This is a genomic window from Serratia marcescens, assembly GCF_001902635.1.
In the GTDB taxonomy this organism is placed as follows: Bacteria; Pseudomonadota; Gammaproteobacteria; order Enterobacterales; family Enterobacteriaceae; genus Serratia; species Serratia marcescens_F.
The window spans coordinates 1-3,580 of the sequence record NZ_MJAO01000054.1; the positions used below are offsets into that span (position 1 = coordinate 1).

At 52.7% G+C, this 3,580-nt stretch carries 5 protein-coding genes; all 5 read right to left on the reverse strand.

The features are described 5' to 3' along the window. Positions 1 to 971 (reverse strand): GIY-YIG nuclease family protein (locus BHU62_RS24450; RefSeq protein WP_073534934.1); only part of this gene is annotated, 971 nt, incomplete at its 3' end. A 105-nt stretch (positions 972 to 1,076) separates the two neighbouring features. After that, positions 1,077 to 1,514, reverse strand: coding sequence for a DUF1283 domain-containing protein (locus tag BHU62_RS25145; protein ID WP_073534935.1), 438 nt, complete (start codon positions 1,512 to 1,514; stop codon positions 1,077 to 1,079). A 62-nt stretch (positions 1,515 to 1,576) separates the two neighbouring features. Beyond that, the gene (gene tssE / locus BHU62_RS24460) at positions 1,577 to 2,023 is read right to left on the reverse strand and encodes a type VI secretion system baseplate subunit TssE (RefSeq protein WP_073534936.1); all 447 of its coding nucleotides are present in this window, start codon (positions 2,021 to 2,023) and stop codon (positions 1,577 to 1,579) included. Then, on the reverse strand, positions 2,016 to 2,552 hold the full coding sequence (gene tssJ, locus BHU62_RS24465) for a type VI secretion system lipoprotein TssJ (RefSeq protein ID WP_139282322.1): 537 nt from the start codon (positions 2,550 to 2,552) through the stop codon (positions 2,016 to 2,018). Before tssJ ends, tssE begins: the two co-directional genes overlap by 8 nt. Then, on the reverse strand, positions 2,533 to 3,580 hold a 1,048-nt coding region (tssG, locus tag BHU62_RS24470; protein ID WP_073534938.1), incomplete at its 5' end, for a type VI secretion system baseplate subunit TssG. The genes tssJ and tssG, both read right to left, overlap by 20 nt.

Here is a 3,580-nt window from a genome sequence, read left to right on the forward strand (position 1 = left end):
ACCCGTTCCATCGGCTCCAGACGACGGGTCATACCGATTTTGAAGACATCTTCGCCAAAGGAACCAATGTTCGAAATCACATAGACGTGTCCCTGCTTCGTGAGCTGAGCCATGGATTTGGCGCGCTCATATTGCTGATGCACCTCCTGGATTTTCTGCTCCAGTTCCTGCCGCTGCTTCTCAAGCTCTTCTTTATAGGTCCCTTCGGCTGCCAACAGTGCCTCTTCAAGCACTCTCTGTTGTTCGGCCAGGCGATTTTCTTCTTCTTCCGCTTCTTGCTGCTGCCTGTCCAGTTCATCCTGGCGCTGCTTTTCTTCTCGCATCTGGCGTTTGATTTCAGCCTGATATTCCTTTTCTTCCTGCGCTTTTTCCAGCAATGCGACCTTATCCAGGAACTGCTGTTTTACCCCATCCCAGTCAGCATTATCTTCAAGGTCGAGAAAGGTTATCTTCTCGCTGATGTCAGCATAGGTATCCCTTTCCTTGCGGAGCTGGTCGTATTTACTCTGCCAGTTATTCACCGTGGTCCCGGCAAGTAGGGTCTTCACTTTAAACTTATAGCCTGAGTCCACAATACGTTGCAGTGCACGTGTCGCTTTATCTCTGGCTGCATGATAGTCCTCCCAATGGGAAGCTAGCCGTTTCTTTTCCCGGTCAATACCGCGCAATACGGCAACACTCACCCTGTCGTCAAAGGCCTTCTCCTTCTGCTCAAGGTCCGACTTTTCCTGTTCCAATGCCGCATGCTTTTGTTTTAAGCCACGGTAGATATAAAGTCTGATTAACAGGGCAACCATAACCAGCAAACCAAAAAATACGCCGATAATGCCAATCGGGTCTGAGACGAAGTCAATAAAACGCTCATTAACAGTAATCAACGCCCTCACCGCAACGTAAATTCCCCACCCAATCACACCGAGAATGACGAATATAACTCCCGCCGCATTATCACCTTTATTTTTTCTCGCCACGCTTTACTCCTTTATCATTGCTGTATAAACGTCAGTCAAAATTGTGTCGCTCATTAAAAATGTGAAATGCAAAATAATTGCCTTTCACTATCCTGTTGCCCTCTCTCAGGGGGAAATCAGTTCTCTTCCCGTGCTTCTGTCCAGGCAGCGCCTGGTAACAGCCTCCCAATAGGCATTGAAATTTTTGCTGTTGATACATTGCGCCTGAACATCGGGTGGCGAAGCGACGGGATGTAACCCAGAGTCGCCAATGTTTTTATCTCTCTTTGTCAGACCCGTTTTAGTTTTACTTACCCCAGTCTCTTTTTTCGCCGAATGTGGCTTTGTTTTTTTAGCCGGGGCCAGCGCCGCTTTATTATCCGGCTGTGTATCCTGGCCATAATAATCAACACGCCGGCTTTTGTTGCCATGACAATGATACTCACCGGTTTTACGGTTGGTATGGCAGCCATCCTCGTTGGTTCGTCCGGGGTGTGCCATGCCAAACGTGCTGATTATGGTGCAGAGCAGCAGCGACAATTTAATGCCGGTTTGCAATTTCATTCAGAATGTCCATATATAAGAAGGGAATACCAAAGCACCCGCATCCTCAAGTTTGCTCAGACTTACAGCGAATTATCGAGGTATTGCTGTTGTTTCAGATGACGTAACAGCACTTTACCTTCGGGCATAAACTCCGTTCCATAGCGCACCAGTCCAATACCCTTAAGTTCAGCATCAATGGCATAACGCAGCTCGCCGGGAACGTTCTGCTCCAGCAGGACAACGGCTATTTTTTTCAGACGTGGCTCATATTTGAGCAATACAGTCGACAGGGTGCCCATAAGCTCATGAGCGGTACCCGGCATGCCCTGCAGAATTTTAGTCATATCGGGCAGACCATAGTCCGGCAGATGCGCCAGCGTTCCCGCACGGCAGTTGAGGATGCGCTGCATGTTGTCGAGTACGGACAGAATAACCTGGCTCTGCTCGCTAACCTGATGCAGGTCGAAGCCGCCGGTAAAGTTGCCGTAGAGAGTTTCATACAGCGAAGGACGGGATGGCTCACTCATCTTTCAGCGCCTTCAGGGTCAGGCGGTTGTTACCGGCCTCAATCACCCGGGCTTTATCCGGATCGAGGTCATCACGGCTCAACACCACCCGCCAGGTGTTGTTCACCTGGTCCGGCGACATAAACATGCCGGCCACTGCGACATACTGCGCATTTTCATCCATCGGCATATCCACCATCACCGCCCCGCCCGGCTGCAGGCGGATATCTTTCTCAGCTACCAGATCTGCTTTAATGGCCTGACTGTCCGCCCTGAACAGTGACGGATAGTCCGTCGTGTCAAAGGTTTTGCGATCTTTAAGCTGGTAAATACGCACCACCGTAGACAATGCCACGCCGCCTGCATTGCTGTTCACTGCCTCACGGGCCCGAATATCCAGATGCAGAGTTTTTATCTGCTTATAAAAAATCGATTTGGTCACGGCAACCGTGCCGTCCGTGACTTTTTGAGTCAGGCCACAACCCGACAGTATCAGAGTGATACCGGCGGCCAGCGCAGCCAGAGGAAATTTACCAGCGGTAATCGCCATCTTCATCGGTCTCCCTGCGGTGAATATTTTCCTGTACCCGCTCATAGCGGCCAAGATTGATGGTTAAGGTTTTGGGGTGCATGACGGTGTTCGCTGCATTCAGCGGCCGCATCACTGCGGTACGGCCCAGTTGCACTGCTCCGGCGTCGGGTTTACTGCTCATGGTCGCGTCAGGCAGCAGGCTACGGTCGACACACAGCTGTAACCGCACATCAAGGCGGGAGCCAAGATAGACATGCAGCAGCGCCATCAGGTCCGTGTGAAGCTCCCCGCCCGGTAACCAGCCCTGAACTTCTGCCGGGTCAGTGGTGGTCAGGCGCATCAGCACCTGGCTATTCACGTCGGTGGCATAGTTGCCCATCACCGGTCGGTTTGTCAGGGTGACGGGCTGGCTGACGCTCATGGTCAGTGGCTTCTTCAGCGGCACACGGCGTTTGTCATGGTGCCAGATTTTCGCCTGCGTGTTGGGTGCCAGCAGGCGCACCAGCGAGGCCATGCCTTCTGCGGTACGCCCCGGCAGTAACATGACCGGCAGCAGTGCCAGAAAGCGCGAAGCCGGGGTCGCGATACTGTCCGTGCAGCCGTTAATCCCGAGCCCGGCCAGTCCCAGCAGGTACTGCGAGGTTTTGTCCTTACCGCCTTCTTCGAAAGTCGCCGGGTATGAATATTTACGCCAGATACGGTAGTACTGGGCAATCAGCCGGTGGTTGAAGATATCGAGGAAATCCGCTGTGGCCTCATACCCTTCCCGGCGCTGGGTGATGTCATCGATATAGTGCGTTGGTAGCGGGGATTCCACGCCGTAGAGCCCCATAAAGGTGATGCGTACCGTCGGCGGCAGATGCGAATGCTCAGACTGCTCAATCCCTTTGACTTCAGATGCCGGAAAGCCCATCCCCGGATGTGGCCGAAAACGTACCGGTTCATGACGTACCTGCCAGGTACTGCCCGTAACCGGTTTGTCTGGCTGGCTCTGCTCCAGCAACTGGCAGAAGCGGTAAAAGTTGATATATGGCAGCCGGTCCCCC

Bases quoted from the DNA above. Each gene is read 5' to 3' on its own strand.
- BHU62_RS25145 (WP_073534935.1), bottom strand. From the start codon at position 1,514: ATGAAATTGCAAACCGGCATTAAATTGTCGCTGCTGCTCTGCACCATA.
- tssE (WP_073534936.1), bottom strand. From the start codon at position 2,023: ATGAGTGAGCCATCCCGTCCTTCGCTGTATGAAACTCTCTACGGCAAC.
- tssJ (WP_139282322.1), bottom strand. From the start codon at position 2,552: ATGGCGATTACCGCTGGTAAATTTCCTCTGGCTGCGCTGGCCGCCGGT.